Below are 15,407 nucleotides of genomic sequence, written 5' to 3' on the forward strand. Positions count from 1 at the left end.
CCGGCACACCCGCTTCCTCCACTCAGCCAGAGAAGGCTGCTGCAACCGCAGCTCCCGCCTTCCATACTGTGACAACTGTGAATGGAGATATTGAGGTGCCGGCAGCACCGAAGCGGATTGTTGCCGAGGAATATCTGGGCAGCTTGATTGCCCTGGATACGATACCGGTCGGTGCGCCCGGGCTTACCCTGGAGAATATGTATTACAAAGAATTCCTCACAGGAGTCGCAGATACCGGCACATACGGTAAAATGTCACCGGAGAATATCATCGCGCTGAATCCCGACTTGATTATCTCCGGCAATGCAGACAGCTATGCGGCGCTCAGTCAGATTGCCCCAACGGTCATTGTGCCATATGGCGATTTGAAGAATGCGCATGAAGAGCTGACCTATTTTGGTAAGCTGCTGGGCAAGGAGCAGGAAGCAGCAGCCTGGCTGGCTGATTACGATAAGCGTATTGCTGACGCCAAGGCCCGTGTGGATGCAGCCATTCCTGCCGGGGCCACCTTCAGTATTCTGGAGCATGCAGACAAGTCCACCTGGGTCTATGGGGATAACTTCGGACGCGGAGGACAGCCTATTTATCAGGCGCTTGGGCGCAAGCCGCCGGCTGGAGTGGCTGCTGAAATTATGGAGAAGCAATGGGCAGAATTATCCGCTGAGACCCTCGGCAAATATGCTGGTGATTATCTGGTCATCACCGATAATACCTGGGCTGCTCAAGACTTCCAGGCAGACCCGATCTGGGGCAGCCTGCCGGCAGTCAAGAACGGGAAGATCTACGTATGGAAAGAAGAGCGCTCCTGGTACTATGATCCGATTGCCGTTCTGGCCCAGACGGAGGAGCTGGCCGATTGGCTGACCGGGGTACAACAATAATGGAGTCATGAATAAGCTGCCCGGAGCCTTGAATGGCTTCCGGCAGCTTTTGGCGTTTACCCTATCCATTACTCGGAGATAATATCTGTAGCCCGCCGAACCGGAACCGGTGAATTATTCTTGCGGTGCACAAGGAGACCTCCATGAAGATTATCAGTATCTATGTCCTGTTAGCTGTTCTTACGCTTACGTTAATAGTCATCATTGATGTGATGTCCGGCATCAGCCTGCGTGCATCCATTCATTCGCTCTCGACCATCTTTGCTACAACCACACTACAGGAAGCCATATGTATCACAATCTTCCTGCTTCTCCCGTTCGTTCAGGTAGCCGTCCATGTCTCTAAGAAGCGTCAATCCCGCCGGAAACCGTCTTAATTCTTCTAACGGTACAATCCGAACTTGCGCCGGACAAGATGAATCAGCAGCAGCAGGATTGGAATCACCGCACAGAATACTGGCAGAATCGTCTGCAAAAAAGTCTTCCCGTCATTCATATGCTCCGAATAATTCTGCGCGCTGACAAAAGAGCTGAACAGCATAATCACGCCTGCCGGAATAACCAGCCTGCTTGTATCGTTTACCTTGAAAAGATCGTTGGCAATCGCAACAGCAGCATAACAGTAGACGGTCAGCTTAAAGAACGCCCCGATAATCAGTGTAAGCATAACCAGGGCATCCAGCCGTTGAATGAAATTGGCCATGTTCACAAGGGTAATGGTCGTAAACATGGGAAAGGCGGTACGGCTGTACAGGTTCTCGCCAAGCACAGACATTTCGATTGCATGCGTGAAGCTGAGCAGACAGGCGCTGACAATGATTGCTGCGATTCCGGTCTTCTTAATTTTCAGGGATTTATTGAAGTGGGGCAGAATGGTAGTGAAGCACATCAGTTCGCCGAACGGAAAGATCAGGATGCTGGGATAGGCTGATTTCAAGGCTTGCTTGTAATCATTCATATGAAGCGGAAACAGATTCTTATACTCCACCAGCCCGGCTGAGATTACAGCAATAATACAAATGCACCCCATAATGATCACGATCCACAGGACAATCTCGGCAGTCCTCGCGAACACTTCTATCCCTTTGCTCAGGATATACATCACTGCAATAATCATGATTGAATTAATGATCAGAATCGGGGTTTTGTCATAGGAGGCCGAGATCAGCAGATCACCCGCTTCCCGCAGATTTCTGGAGCCGTTATAGAGAAGCACCGGCAGGAACAGCAGACTTACCGGCCAGCCCAGCCATGGCCCGAGAATAGAACGCGTATACCCGCTTATGATCTGGTTCGGGAATTGGAGATAGAGATGTGCGAACACCAGATACAGCACAATGCCCCCGGGAAGGGCAATCAGAATGGCGAGCCAGACTGCATGTCCGCTCTCCAGGCCAATAGGTACAAGCACGGCGGTTCCCAGCTCAAACAGAATGATCAAGGCAAGCAGTTGATTGGGGCCGATCATTTCTTTTTTCATAAACATCAATCACCTGATTTCTGCGGTTAAGCCAATTATTTACCTTCGGGGATATAAGGTTTCAGACTCATGCCTGTACTGCGGATGTAAGCCTTGATCTTGAGGTCCAGCTTCCCCTCCGCGAAGATCCGGCCCCAGTCCCCGTCCAGCGCCGCCCATTCCTGCGGATTCGTCCGCTTCAGCTCATTGCCGAAATTGAAAATATCGCTCTCCAGCTGTTGTCCCTTATGAAAAGCCTGCATCACTTCAGTCCTCGTCTTCTTCTCCAGCTCTTGTTCAAGCTTCATGATCTCTTCCCGCTTGCTGAGATCCACGAAGCTGTCCGTTTCATTGACGCTCCCTTCCTCTGCAATCGTCACATGAAAGACCGGAATACCATTCTCAATCGCGGTCTTTACCTCCGTTCTGGAGTAGATGATATTGACGGCAACGGACTCTTTTTTATCATCTGCATCAATATCCAGCACTGTTTCTTCTATCTGGTTAAGCAGCCACTCGGTTCCCCTTGCTTCGGAGTCCTTCATCCAATAGAGCAGCTTACCCTGCCTGAAGACCCCAAGCCCGCTCATCACCGTCTCGGTCAGGGTCTCAGACCCCTCCAGATTACTTTTCTTCTTCCCTTCTTCAGCATCTCCATTGATCTTCACCGCATTGATCGTCAGATCGCCTTCTCCTGTAATGCCGTGAATGACATCGAAGACACTGATCGGCCGGTTCTCCCCCCAGACGCTGGAGGTATTCTGCGCTTTTTTGACCAGCCCCAGAGCCGGCAGACTCTCTACAGGGGTCAGCAGCTTCATAACAGAGGCGGCATCGCTGCCACGGGCAACCAGTATTTCTGAATTGAGCCGCAGCTCATGGGACCGCTCGAAGATGTCGAAGATATCGTTAATCCCATCCCGCGCCAAGGACTCTCCAAGCACAATAAGCTGGGTGTGGGCAAAAAAAAGCTGGCGGGTCACATGCTTTGACGCCCGCCGCAACGCGCCGAACATCGTTTTGTCTGTGGCTGACACCACCACTACAGCAGGCTTGCCGCTCCCGGGAGAGGTACTCGTCGATGTGGAAGACGGATTGACCAATTGAAAGGTGACCCGGTATTCATCGGTCTCCGGAACAAGATCCATCCCTATACCGCTGACAACGGCCAGCTCGTTCAATTCCCGGCTGTTCCAGCAGCCGCCAAGCGGCAGGACCAGCACCGCTATAGCGATCAGACGCAGCAGTCCCTTACCGTTCATCGGATTTCCTCCCGGCGGCCCTTTTCCCTGCGGGAGAGGCTGAAGAGCGGTTGCTGTTGTTGACGAGCCGCTTTCTAAGCCTCGTGAAGCTCTGGGGAGAGCGGATGAAGGTATCCTTCAGATTCCCCGGAACAAAGGGACCGATGGGCGTCATGTAAGGAACCCCGAGTGAGCGCAGGCTGCACAGATGGGCAATCAGCATAATAGTAAATATAGCGATACCATACAGCCCCATAAATGCGGCAATCGCCATGATGATGAACCGCAGCATGCGGATGGAGAGCGCCATGTTGAAGGCCGGTGTAGCAAAACTGGATATTCCTGTGAGCGAGACCACGATAACCATAGCCGGAGAGACGATCCCTGCCTGAACCGCCGCTGTCCCAAGCACCAGACCGCCGATGATGGATACGGTCTGGCCGATCGGCGAAGGCATGCGGACCCCTGCTTCCCGGATAATCTCGAAGGTAACCTCCATCAGAACCGCTTCTACAAAGGCAGGGAACGGCACCCCCTCCCGCTGTGACGCCAGATTGATCAGCAGCGGGGTCGGAATCATCTCCTGATGGAAGTTCAGTGCCGCGACGAAGATCGCCGGACCATACATTGAAATGACCAGGCACACAAAGCGGAGCATCCGGATCAGAGAGGAGATATCATACCGCTGATAATAATCCTCGACCGTATGAAAGAACATGAAGAAGGTAGTCGGGGCAATCAGCACAAACGGAGTACCGTCTACGAAGATGGCAATCCGTCCATCAAGCAGATTGCCCGCCACACTATCCGGGCGCTCTGTATTGAACATCGTGGGGAACGGGGAATATTTATTGTCCTCCACGATCTGCTCAATATATCCCGACTCCAGAATCATATCGACCTTAATCTCCTGAAGCTTATCCTTGAATGCCTGAATCGTCTCTTCGTCGGCAATGCCGCGGATATACATAATCGTGATATCGGTGTGGGTCACATCGCCCAGCTTCATGGTTTCGGTCCAGAGGTCCGGGTTCTTGATGATTTTGCGGACCAGGGCAATATTCGTGCTGATGGTCTCCGTGAAGCTTTCTTTGGAGCCGCGGATGGCGACCTGGGTGCCCGCCTCAGTAACCGCGCGGGACTCCCCGCCGCAGGTGCTTCCACTGATGCCTCCCCCCACTCCGTTCACCAGAATAACCGTATCGCCCGAGAGCAACGCCTCCAGCAGTCCGTTAATATCTGTAACCAGCTTCTCCTTGCCGATACTAAGGGCATTCTCTTTAATATAGCTGTAGACTTCCTCCGGGGTTACCGCAAGCCGCGCACGGTCATTCAGAGCTTGAAAGGACATCACATGCGAGATGTAGTCATCGACCATCACTCTGTCGGTAATGCCGGCGATATATATTGCAGCCACACGGGCTGTTCTATTAATTAATTCATAGATGCGTATAACCAGATCGGGACTGTTCCCGAGCCTTGCTTGAATGGTACTGATGTTGTCTTCCAGCTTAGGGGAGACCGGCGAATTTATATTCTCCATATCCGCACCTCCTGGCTCTTACTATTCGCCCGCTATCCTTTTTTTATACAGCATATGGAATATGTAAAAGCAGAACAAGCTGCCCCCGGTACGGAATAATCCGTGTAAGGGACAGCATGTGCAGATACAGCTTATGGTATAGCGCCGGTACACCGGCTGATATCTCTGAAGGAGGAATGCTAGTGGTTATCTACTACGCCAAGCGCCTTGTTCTTCTCCTTGAACCGGTCATTATGGGAGGAGACGTAGGCCACCTTCTCAGCGGTAGGGTCCATGTACAGCTTCGCGCTGTTCAGGGCAAGCACCGCATCCGTGAACGTCCCGGCAATGAGCCGTACCTTGCTCTCATGATCCACGAAATCTCCGGCAGCGAAGATACCCGGCAGATTGGTCTCCAGCTTACCGCTGACGTTCGCACACCATTCTCCCATATCCAGTCCCCAGTCCTTAAGCGGACCAAAGTCGCTTCTCAGCCCGTGGTTGACAATGACGGCATCGACCTCAAGCTGCTCATGCTCTCCGGTCTGAATATGGCAGACGGTCACCTGATCGATCTGCTCTCCGTCACTGCTGTGCAGCTGGCTTACCGCACAAGGCACGCGCACATCCACCGAGGAGGCCTTCATCCGGGCAATATTCTTCTCATGCCCGCCGAACTGCTCCCGGCGGTGGACCACAGTTACACTGGCGGCAATCCCCTCCAGCTCATTCGCCCAGTCCACTGCGGAATCGCCGCCGCCCGAGATCAGCACCCGCTTGCCGCGGAAAGGCTCCAGCTCCTGTACCGTGTAGTGCAGATTCGTCACCTCATAGCGGTCCGCGCCTTCAATCTCCAGCTTCGCCATCTGCAGAATACCGTATCCGATGGTAAGTATGACGGTACGGGTCCAGTGCTGCTCGCCTGTGGCTGAGGTCAGGATATACGTTCCGTCCTCCTGGCGGGCCTGGTGAACAATCTGCTGTCCGAATACAAGGGTAGGATCGAAGGTACGCGCCTGCTCAGCCAGCTGATCAATTAACTGGCGGCAGAGAATAGGTGTTACTCCTCCGACATCCCAGATCATCTTCTCAGGATAGATCAGCATTCTGCCGCCCAGCTCATCCTTCGCTTCAATCAGCTTAGTCTTCAGATCCCTCATTCCGCTATAGAACGCTGTATACATGCCTGCGGGGCCGCCGCCAATAATCGTCACATCGTATAATTCCATTGCTTCGTTCATTGATATCCCTCCAAGGTCTGGTTGTATTTAAGATTTGGTACGGGCCAGAAGATACAGAAAGTATGGAGCACCGATGACAGCTACCACAATGCCGGTAGGAATCTCGGACGGCTGCAGAATCCGCCGTCCGATCGTATCCGCCGCAATGACAAGCAGCGCGCCGATCAGCGCAGAGGCGGGCAGCATCAGCTGATGCTTCGGTCCGACCAGCCGCCGCGCCAGATGCGGGCCGACCAGCCCGACGAAGCCGATGCCTCCGCTGACCGCTACGCTGGAAGCCGCAAGGCCGACCGCTGCTGCCAGCAGACGGAACTGCTCTCTGCTCACATTAGCACCGAGTCCTGTCGCTGTCTGCTCGCCCAGATTAAGGACATTCATCACCCGTGCCTTGTAGATGACATAAGGCAGGAGAATCACGATCCAGGGCAGCAGGGATAAGACAAACTTCCAGCTTGTGCCCCAGATGCTGCCCGCCAGCCACGTGGCAACGAACTGATACTTGTCCGGGTCGAGGCGAAGCGTCAGCACGATCATCGCCGCGCTCATGCCTGCCGCCACTGCGACCCCGGTAAGCAGCAGCCGGATCGGCGCAATGCCCTGATGCCGCTTGTATGCGAGGCTGTAGATCAGAGCAGCAGTACAGGCCGCCCCGGCAAAGGCAACCACAGGCAACAGATAGACCGGTGCCGCCGAGGTCGTCGGATAGAAAGAGATCAGCAGCATGACCATCAGTCCGGCCCCGGCATTAATGCCGAGAATACCCGGATCGGCCAGATCATTGCGGAAGACCCCCTGCATCACTGCGCCGGATACGGCAAGTGCGGTACCAATTAACAAAGAAATGACAATCCGCGGCAGGCGAAACTGGAACAGAATCAGCTCCTGCTTCTCCGTCCCCTTGCCGGCCAGCGTATCCAGCAGCTCAAGCGGAGTAAGTCTTATGTATCCTGTATTCATACTTATAATGAACATTATCACAATCAGAACGGCCAGCACGCCGATCACTCTCAGGCCATACTTACGCCTTGCATCTTCTGAAGAAATTCTCTTATGGCTCTGCATCTTTACAGCTCCCTTCTTTCTTTTCGGGCCAGATACAGGAAGAACGGTACCCCAATCAGGGCTATAATCGCACCCACCGGCGTTTCATGCGGCGGATTGATCATCCGTGCCGTCAGATCGCCCCCGACCACCAGCAGCGCACCCAGCACCGCAGAGCAGGGAATAATCCAGCGGTAATCCACACCCACCAGATAACGCGTCAGATGGGGGATGATCAGGCCGACGAACCCAACAGCTCCCACTACAGCTACCGAGGCTCCGGCCAGAATCAGGACAATTAGCGTACCAGCCAATTTCACCCGTCCTGTACGCTGCCCCAGCCCCTTGGCAATATCCTCACCCAGGCTGAGCATCGTAATCGAACGGGACAGCGCGATGGCTCCCAGGATAGCCGCTATCACCCATGGGGACATGATCTGCAGCTGGAACCATTTCGTTCCTGCCAGACCACCGGCATACCAAAAGGCGAGATCTTGTCCGATGCGGAAATAAAGGGCGATGCCTTCGCTTAGCGCAGAGAGCAGCGCACTGAGAGCAGCACCTGCCAATACGAGCCTGGCCGGGGTTAGTCCGCCCTTCGCCAGCGAGCCTACACCGTAGACAATTCCCGCTCCGGCTCCGGCGCCAACGAAGGAATAGAGAATGAGATACATGAACGGCAATCCCGGAAAAAATGCAAAGCAGACAGCCAGCGCAAAGCCTGCTCCAGAGTTAATGCCCATCAGTCCCGAATCCGCCAGCGGATTGCGGGTCATCCCTTGCATAATAGCCCCTGCCACAGCGAGGCTGGCTCCCACCATTACGCCGCCCAGCACACGCGGCAGCCTAAGCTCGCGGATGATCTGATGCTCGGTAAGTTCGGGATTGAAATGAAAGACTGCGGTCCATACGACCGACAGCTTAATATCTGCGGCCCCGAACGATACGGAAATAGCGATACCCAGCGCCAGCGCAATCAAACCGCCAATAAGAATTAATGTTGCCGCCCAGGGACGGGACCGCAGCTTCAGCCGCTTTGCCTTCTGATCCAGCCCGCTCCCGGACACTGCCTGTTGATTCATGAATGTCACCTGTTTCTTTGAAATTGATTCTCATTATCATTATCAATATTGTAAAGGAACCGGTCAAGGTTTGGCAATGGACAAAATAAAAATAAGAAAACCGCCTTCGTTGAAAAGGCGGTTTATTGCTATCGGCCGTAACGAAATAATGAGCCTAATCCGACAGTGCCCGCATGATGTTGGATTTCGCCTCTGCCGCAATCGCTTCATTCCCGTCATCGACCGCTTGCATTAAGATCAGCATGGGGATGTATACCGCCATCAGCCGCGCCAGCAGCTTCGTCTCCTCGTCCGCTCCTCCATACGTTTCGAAAAACACGCCGCGGGCGAAAGGTGGTAAAAAGCTGTAAGCAACGCTCAAATCGCAAGCCGGATGGCCTACGCTCAGATCGCCCCAATCAATGATGCCGGAGACAATCCCGTTCTCATTCACAAGCATATTTTTGAAATGAAGATCGCCATGCAGCAGTGCATTCACCGCCTCGACACGGTCCTTTTGCAGACTGTTAATATACGCTTCGATCACACCGGACTCCTCCGGCGACAAGTGTTCAGCCACCTTCGATAGAAAGCCCTCCAATTTCACTTTGCGCGATGCTATGTCCGTCAAGCTTCGATGATCTTGCTGAACTCCGCACTTCAGCGCCGCCTGCACCGGAAACTCATGTAATCTCCGCAAAAATCTCGCCAGCGTCTCTGCCGATAAAGCCCGGCGTTCTTCCGTCAAACCGATGGGGAAATCTCCCGGCACGTGGCAATAGCCAAGAAATGGTGCCGGATATTCGTCACTTGCTTCGCCATAAAACAACGGTTTCGGATAGGGAATGGTCAAATATGCCTCCAGCTTCGGCAGCAGCTTCCCTTCCATACGAATCGCGCCCACTGCAAACGTTCTTCTTGGAAACCGGAACACGTACTCGTCACCGATGAGAAAAACCGTATTGTCCCAGCCCCAGCCCAATCGCTTCACTTGCTTCGATGACAGCTGAGGGAATTGTCTTCCGATCAGCGTCCGCGCCTGCTCTTCGTTAACCTCCCACTCCGCATCCCATACATTCGTTCCTCCCATGAATTGTCTGCCTCCTCGTTCCTTACTTTACTTATCCGAATACGTCCACGCCCAAGTACGCGAGAGTTCTGCTCTTGAATTTCATCAATCGCTCAACAAATTTTAACACAGCCATATTTTTAAAAACAGCCTATCCTCCCGGCTCCATCCTGTTAGAGATGTAGCTGGAGTATAGGCTGTCAGATTGGCTGTTAGTTGAGTTTTATACATTCTGAAGCGTACCGCCGAATATTTTGCGGATGTACCCTTGCAGCTTGCCGATATGCGGCACGAAGAGGCTTTTGTCATACACATAATTGGATTGGGTTACCAGCTGTGAATAGAGCAGGAAGAGGATGGCCGCGAGCTCCCGGTCAATCTGCCGCTCATGCTCCATCAGAGCATACGTCTCATCCAGCGCCTCATAGAGCTGAAGCAGAGCCGCCTCATTAATGATCTTACGGCGCAGCGGTACAAGAATATCTGTAGCAATAGCATCAATCCGCAGAATAACAGCCGCCAGTCTCTCGTTCACACTATTCTCCTCCTGCAGTGACTGAATGGTTAAGCGCTTGCTTATTACCATCCTATGTCTGCCGGACCCCTGGCATGCCTGGGCAGCGGAATCAGCTACCTCGTGTAATCCTCGTATTCGTCTCTAGACCATTTTCGAGAGTACCGTTCCCGCCAGCAGCTCCCCAAGTGTCTTATCGAGCGGCAGCGGCTTGTTGCCCAGGCAGGTGCGGAGCGCGGTCAGCAGCACACGGACATCATATTTGCTCGGATGGACGGGAATCACTTCTTTTTCCAGCTTCAAAAGCTCATATACAGCCATCATCGCGGAACGGACCGAATACTCCACCGTGAACACGCAGTCGTCCGGGACTTCGGCGAACTGGCCGAGGAAAGCCAGATTCACACTGCCCTGCGGCACGACCTGCGGACGGTCACCAAGAGCGCGCGGCATGAACTGTGCAGTAATATAAGGCATCATACAAGGGATGACGTTAGTGGTATGCTCCAGAATCTCGGGAATACGGTCAACAAGTCCCATATGGTAGCACAGTTCCTCCAGCAGCTCGCGTCCGGTGCAGTCGCTCATTTTTTTCTTGATATAGTCGCCTTCGGCATCCGGGAACAGGCCATACGCCCACAGCACCTTCACATTATCCGGCTGGTTGATGAAGTGAGGCTGCTTCGGTGCGGTCCAGGACATCATCCAGCTGGAGTCTTTGATCGTAACTACACCGCCCATGCCGGGAGCGTCACCCGTCAGTTCCAGCAGATAAGGGAATACAATCTCATCATCGGTAAAAGTCATTGTGAATGACAGCCATTTGGACTTGTCGATATCCCCGCAGAACACTTCAGGGCGGCCGAAATCCGGGGATTTGGCAGCAAGCTTCTCCCAGAGGCTCCAGCACCCGCGTTCAGTAACGGACCGGTTCAGCACCGCCGGGTGGTCCAGATCGCCAAGGGTAGAATTCTCTGTCATTGAGCCGTTCGTGACCATGACCAGATCCGCGCGTGTCACCGGAATCGTCTTCGGGGAACCATTAACCTGCACCTGAATCGCGGTTATAACCTTCTCATCACCGTTGATACTAAGCTCCAGATCCGTAACCTCATGCCCTTTGTCAAAATGAACGCCCTCACGTTCCAGCCATTTCATCAGCGGCAGGATCAGCGAGTCGAACTGGTTGTATTCGGTGTGCAAAATTCCTTTCAGCTGGTTCATCCCCGAGATCAGGTGCATGAACCGCTCCATATAACGCTTGACCTCCACCACACTATGCCAATTCTCGAAGGCGAACATGGAGCGCCAGAAATACCAGAAATTCGTCTCCAGAAAGCTCGGGTCAAAAAACTGCTCAATCGTCACCGTGCCCAGTCTCTCTTCGGTAGCCAGCGTCAGCTTGCCTAATTGCAGCGCATGTGCGGTAGAGAGTCCAAGCGATGAGAAGTCGGCGGGGGTGCCTTGCTTTTCGACCAGACGGCAATGCGATTCAATCGGTTCAGCCAGGTTCAGCTCCCGGAATTCATCCAGCACTGTCCGGTCCGGATTGGTCAGGGAAGGGATGAAGCCGAACAGCTCCATGAAGCATTCGAAGTGCTCTTCAATCTCGCGTCCGCCCCGGGCGCTGTAACCGTCCTTGGCATTGCCTGCCCCGTCCATGGAACCGCCGTATATCGATGATTGCTCCAGAATATGAATATTCCGGCCGGGCATATGCCCGTCACGGATCAGAAATGCCGCCGCCGACAGGGAGCCGATCCCTCCTCCGACGAGATATGCCTTGCGTGAAGCGATGCCTTCCTGTACCTGCGGATGAATTCTTTGATATGTACCCATGTGTCCTCTTCCTTCCTTGATCAGGGGATAAGTGCCTGCTAACTGCCTTCACTATAACCGCCGTGAACCAGGGATTCTATGGACAGCCGGACGCAACTGTCTAGGGATTACACATCCGCCCGATATTGTGTCATGACTTCACCGGATGAACTGCAGACTGATAATGCTCAAGCCCCCGGGCAATGCATCCGTCCATAATCCGTGATACCTTGTCCACCACTCCGGCCGGATCTGTATTCGCCCCGGCTCTGAGCCAGTGGATCACCTGTTCAAGGATGGCCAGCGTGTAGAAATCGGCTATATCTAGTCTGGCCTGCATTCTCACAGGCTCCGGAATCTGCTCCTGTCCCGGCCACGCCTGCCCGTCCAGCTCCTCCACTACGCTGATCATGACGCGGTAAATTACCCCGTACAGGAATTGCTCCAGATGCTCGCGTCCCAGCGAATGGAAGGTATTCAGACAGATGGTTTTGTTATTTACGGTGTAACGCAGAACGCTTAAGAATCCTTGCTTCCAGCCCGCCCAGCAGCAGTATTGGTCCAGTCCTTCAATCACTTCTGACTTGTAGATCCAGCCGAGCAGCTCATAGATATCCTGAAAATGATTATAAAATGTATGGCGGGTCACCCCGCAATCCGCTGTGAGCTGCTGGATCGTTATTTTGTTCAGGGGCTTGGTGAGCATAAGCTTCTTCAGAGACCGGGCTAACGCGTTCTTCGTTAAGAGTGAATTGGACATCTCTGCCTCCTGTGAGCGCTTGGATTTGATATTCCAATTATAACCAATTGGAAGTTTGTTTTCATCCCGCCTGCTCCGTAGCTCTTGTTACTCCCGCTCCCCCAGCCGGACTGCATAGGTCTTGTATCCCGCTTCGCTAATCTCAAGGCAGTTCAACTGCTCCCCGTACACACAGCCGCCGTCGATGCCTATTTTGTCGCCCAGCGGACTGAACCAGACGCCTGCCCCGTCCTGCAGATCTACCGTAGAGGTATGGCCGAAGACGACCGTCTTCTCCGTAGAAGTTACAGGATGATTGTAGAAAGGCTCCCGAATCCAGATAAAATCATACTCCCGCTGCGTCCGCCAATCGGCAAGGGAAGGATCAATACCCGCATGAACGAACAGATGGGTCTCCGTCTCATAGTAGTAAGGCAGCGAACCCAGGAAATCCAGATGCTCCTCATACTCCGTACGCATGAACCGCTTCATCTCCGTATAATCCTTCCAGCCTGAATCCGGGTGCAGCAGGACCGAATCCCTGCCTCCGCAATAGCTCAGCAGGGTGTGGAAGCCCCCATTGGTTATCCAGTGGGTATCCCGCTTATCATCCTCTCCCGCCAGCGCATCGCAGGCCATCTGATCATGGTTGCCCCGCAGCACAATAACCCCCTCTGCCTCGGCAAGCCGCTTCACCTGTTCCACGACCGCCCTGCTGTCCGGCCCTCTGTCTACATAATCGCCCAGCAGGATCAATTGATCCTTGGATGGGTTATACTCCGCCCGGCGGAGCAGCAGGCTGAATTCCTCTATACAGCCGTGAATGTCACTGATCACTAATGTTCTGATGCCGCTCTCCTCCTTCTTCACTTGTAACTGTCTTGACCTGGAGTATTTATTATACTATATAGGCATATAGGCATAAAAAAGAGGTTCACCCGCCAAGCGTTCAGCTTAGCAGGGAAACCTCCTGGTTACATTCTATTCCATCCGCGCGGATGGCGGGTGCTGTACAGGCCGTTCCGCAGCACGGTCCCAGCGCCAGAGGGCGTCATGCCCCTCCAGATGCAGGCCGCCGTACCATTCATCGATACTTTGCAGCTGTAGCCGGTCGGCTGCTCCGGCCAACACCTGCTCTCCCCATCCAGTCAGCGTAACGCTGCGATGCAGGAATTCCGGTACTTCCCTGTAATCTGTTAGCTCTGCTACACCATCGATCTCAATCAGAGGCTTCTCCCCGGCTGTCAGTGTGCGCAGGATCTTCCAGTATTCCGTATCGCCCATGCCAAGCCGGTGCAGCTCATCCGTCACCTGCCGGAACAGCTTAAGCGGCGTGTCCATTCCATTAGCCACGGCTTGAAGGGTGGTCTGTTCGACGATCCCGAGACCATTCTCTACGGAAGGCAGGCGGGAGAGATGGGCCATGAAGGCGTCATAGGCAAAAGCAAGTGCGCCCCCCGCCAGCTCCTCCCGCTTCGCCGCAAGCAGGTCTGCGAGCTTCCGGGGATCGGCAGCGGCATAAGCCTCCCACAGCAGGCTTCCCAGCTGCAGCTCCTTGCGGCCGATATTCCGCCAGGTTCCCGGCAGGGTACTCAGCTGAGCTTCCGTCAGCTGTCCCAGACCATGGAACAGCTCAATCCCGGGGAATTCTCCGATGCAGAGCAGGCTCAGCTTCGTGTTGCCCAGCTTTTGCCCATTGAACCAGTGTAATAGATAGGCCAGCATACTCTGGTCGAACAGATCATGCTCGAACCACAGCACCACCTCATCATACTGACGGAATCCGCTAATCCTCCGCTCCTGCTCCGCACAGCCTTCCATATATTCAGCCGCCGGAATGCCCATCGTGGCCTGTAGCACCTCAGCCCGCAGCTGCTGATTCTGCTCTGCCACCGGATCTATGAAAATCGGCCCCGCCGAATAGATCTCTCTCCACACCAGCACCTCCCCCTGGACAATCCCCTGCTTCAGCTTGTCTCCCACCGTGTCACCATTCACAATATGCAGCATTCGCTGTCCTCCCTCATGTAACAAATGAAATGCAGCCGCCAGATCGACAACAGGCAATGCCCCCTTCAGCTTGCGTCTGCCGTCATACAGCCTTTTCTTCAGCGTAGCAACGGAAAGGTCCAGATACACGGAAATCTCCTGAAGCGAGTACCCGTAGAAGTAGAACAATTGCAGCGGTACCCGCAGCTTGGCAGACAATTCCGACACTGACCTGTGGAGCACCTGCGTCCATTCTCTATGTTCGGCAATCTCCGCAACCCCTGGAGAAGAGCCCGCGACATGCACCGCCGCCTCCAGAGGCAGCAGGGCTTGACGCTTACGCCGCAGCAGCCGGTGACACTGTCTGACCACAATGGTTTTGAACCATCCCGGAAACGCCGCAGGCTCCTGCAGGCTGGCAAGGTTCATATACGCCTCCAGCAAGGCTTCCTGTACCGCGTCTTCCGCAAGCTGCACATCCCCGAGCATATCGTAGGCCACTACGTAAGCCATCCCCCGCACATGCCCGCTAAGCTCCCGGAAGGCTTCGGCATCGCCCTTCTGCGCCTTTTCAATCCAATGCAGCATACGTCTGCAAACCTCATTTCTGTATTTTTATCGTGTTCTAATGATAAGTGCCGGTCCGGGAGGAAAAGGTTACAAAGAGGGTGCAGAATGTATTGACCAGTGTTAGATTTATATTTTGGTAAATTAAATTTGCAATGATTATATTTATTTAAATCAATTTCGAATGATATGTGTTACTATTATTTCATTTAGCCAAGCTCGGAGGCCAAAACTGTTGCCCGGAGGATATTAAGTGATACCCAAG

14 protein-coding genes are annotated in these 15,407 nt (G+C 53.8%); 2 read left to right on the top strand and 12 right to left on the bottom strand.

The features are described from left to right. Positions 1 to 68: 68 nt before the first annotated feature. Together MKY12_RS19690 and MKY12_RS19695 are read left to right on the top strand one after the other, a co-directional pair. Positions 69 to 881, top strand: coding sequence for an ABC transporter substrate-binding protein (locus MKY12_RS19690; protein WP_339310420.1), 813 nt, complete (start codon positions 69 to 71; stop codon positions 879 to 881). A 143-nt stretch (positions 882 to 1,024) separates the two neighbouring features. Beyond that, a complete protein-coding gene (locus tag MKY12_RS19695; protein WP_209870112.1) occupies positions 1,025 to 1,258 on the top strand; it encodes a hypothetical protein in 234 nt (77 codons plus the stop codon). 5 nt (positions 1,259 to 1,263) lie between these two features. Here the strand turns inward: MKY12_RS19695 and MKY12_RS19700 are convergent, their stop codons facing one another. The 12 genes from MKY12_RS19700 to MKY12_RS19755 all read right to left on the bottom strand — a co-directional run bounded on the left by MKY12_RS19700 (position 1,264) and on the right by MKY12_RS19755 (position 15,163). Further along, positions 1,264 to 2,361 carry a GerAB/ArcD/ProY family transporter gene (locus tag MKY12_RS19700; RefSeq protein ID WP_339310421.1) on the bottom strand — a complete coding sequence of 366 codons (1,098 nt, stop codon included), beginning with the start codon at positions 2,359 to 2,361 and terminating at the stop codon, positions 1,264 to 1,266. 35 nt (positions 2,362 to 2,396) lie between these two features. Continuing rightward, a complete protein-coding gene (locus tag MKY12_RS19705) occupies positions 2,397 to 3,602 on the bottom strand; it encodes a Ger(x)C family spore germination protein (protein ID WP_339310422.1) in 1,206 nt (401 codons plus the stop codon). Next, complete coding sequence (locus MKY12_RS19710) at positions 3,592 to 5,124, bottom strand: spore germination protein (protein ID WP_339310424.1); 1,533 nt, start codon at positions 5,122 to 5,124, stop codon at positions 3,592 to 3,594. Before MKY12_RS19710 ends, MKY12_RS19705 begins: the two co-directional genes overlap by 11 nt. A gap of 179 nt (positions 5,125 to 5,303) precedes the next feature. Beyond that, positions 5,304 to 6,344: an NAD(P)/FAD-dependent oxidoreductase gene (locus MKY12_RS19715; protein WP_036727441.1), complete on the bottom strand. Its 1,041-nt coding sequence runs from the start codon at positions 6,342 to 6,344 to the stop codon at positions 5,304 to 5,306. A gap of 27 nt (positions 6,345 to 6,371) precedes the next feature. Then, the gene (locus MKY12_RS19720) at positions 6,372 to 7,406 is read right to left on the bottom strand and encodes an iron ABC transporter permease (protein WP_339310426.1); all 1,035 of its coding nucleotides are present in this window, start codon (positions 7,404 to 7,406) and stop codon (positions 6,372 to 6,374) included. A gap of 2 nt (positions 7,407 to 7,408) precedes the next feature. Further along, positions 7,409 to 8,467 carry an iron ABC transporter permease gene (locus MKY12_RS19725; protein WP_339310428.1) on the bottom strand — a complete coding sequence of 353 codons (1,059 nt, stop codon included), beginning with the start codon at positions 8,465 to 8,467 and terminating at the stop codon, positions 7,409 to 7,411. Positions 8,468 to 8,621: 154 nt separating this feature from the next. After that, a complete protein-coding gene (locus MKY12_RS19730) occupies positions 8,622 to 9,536 on the bottom strand; it encodes a phosphotransferase (protein WP_339310430.1) in 915 nt (304 codons plus the stop codon). Between the two features lie 202 nt (positions 9,537 to 9,738). Beyond that, positions 9,739 to 10,050: a hypothetical protein gene (locus MKY12_RS19735; protein ID WP_036727449.1), complete on the bottom strand. Its 312-nt coding sequence runs from the start codon at positions 10,048 to 10,050 to the stop codon at positions 9,739 to 9,741. Between the two features lie 123 nt (positions 10,051 to 10,173). Further along, entirely contained in the window at positions 10,174 to 11,868 is a 1,695-nt protein-coding gene (locus MKY12_RS19740; RefSeq protein WP_339310432.1) for an oleate hydratase, read from the bottom strand. 130 nt (positions 11,869 to 11,998) lie between these two features. After that, positions 11,999 to 12,607 (bottom strand): TetR/AcrR family transcriptional regulator C-terminal domain-containing protein, encoded by a 609-nt coding sequence (locus MKY12_RS19745; RefSeq protein ID WP_339310434.1) that lies wholly within the window; start codon positions 12,605 to 12,607, stop codon positions 11,999 to 12,001. An 87-nt stretch (positions 12,608 to 12,694) separates the two neighbouring features. Continuing rightward, complete coding sequence (locus MKY12_RS19750) at positions 12,695 to 13,423, bottom strand: metallophosphoesterase family protein (protein ID WP_339310436.1); 729 nt, start codon at positions 13,421 to 13,423, stop codon at positions 12,695 to 12,697. 144 nt (positions 13,424 to 13,567) lie between these two features. Beyond that, on the bottom strand, positions 13,568 to 15,163 hold the full coding sequence (locus tag MKY12_RS19755) for a sigma-70 family RNA polymerase sigma factor (RefSeq protein ID WP_339310438.1): 1,596 nt from the start codon (positions 15,161 to 15,163) through the stop codon (positions 13,568 to 13,570). Positions 15,164 to 15,407: the final 244 nt, after the last annotated feature.

Origin of the sequence: Paenibacillus sp. FSL M7-0896 (genome assembly GCF_037975415.1) — a bacterium.
GTDB classification, from domain to species: Bacteria; Bacillota; Bacilli; order Paenibacillales; family Paenibacillaceae; genus Paenibacillus_AQ; species Paenibacillus_AQ silagei.